The organism is Vibrio sp. 2130-1, assembly GCF_033339515.1.
In genome coordinates, this window is sequence record NZ_JAWOUT010000612.1 from 1 (window position 1) to 547 (window position 547).

Annotated in this window: 1 protein-coding gene; it reads right to left on the reverse strand. The window is 42.0% G+C overall.

What is annotated here, in order from left to right; all coding sequences use genetic code 11:
- Nucleotides 1-458, reverse strand: a 458-nt coding sequence (locus R7Q09_RS27695) for a Bax inhibitor-1 family protein (RefSeq protein ID WP_318144153.1), incomplete at its 3' end; no start/stop codon positions are given.
- Nucleotides 459-547: the final 89 nt, after the last annotated feature.

Genomic DNA, 547 nt, shown 5'->3' on the forward strand with positions numbered 1-547 from the left:
CTTGCAATCATGCCCACAACCAGCACAACAAATAGTGATAGCATTAAGCCACCCATCATCGATAGGTCACGTTTCGTTGTTAGTGCGTATGCCGATGCTGCCATGAAAGATAGTGCCGTACCACCGAGTGCGGTTAATACGATATCGCCCATGCCTGCACCAATGTACATGTTTAGAATAGGGCCAACGGTGTAACCTAAGAAGCCAGTAAATAGGAACGTAAACACAAGGCCAAGACTGTTGTTACGGTTTTTTTCTGTTAAGAATAATAGGCCGTAGAAACCAACCAGCATTAGGATGATACCTGGATGTGGAAGGTTAAATGCCATTGCAACGCCAGCAACGACTGCCGACCATAAAAGTGTCATTGAAAGTAGAGCGTAAGTATTACGCAATACTTTGTTCGTTTGTAGAGCACTTTCTTGAGTTGAAGTGCGGGTAAACATTGGACTGTTCATAATCTTCCTCGATAAGAGACTTTCTTTTAAGTACATTTATGGGATTGAAAGTTCAAAAAATCAAGCCCTAACCATACGTAACTTAGATA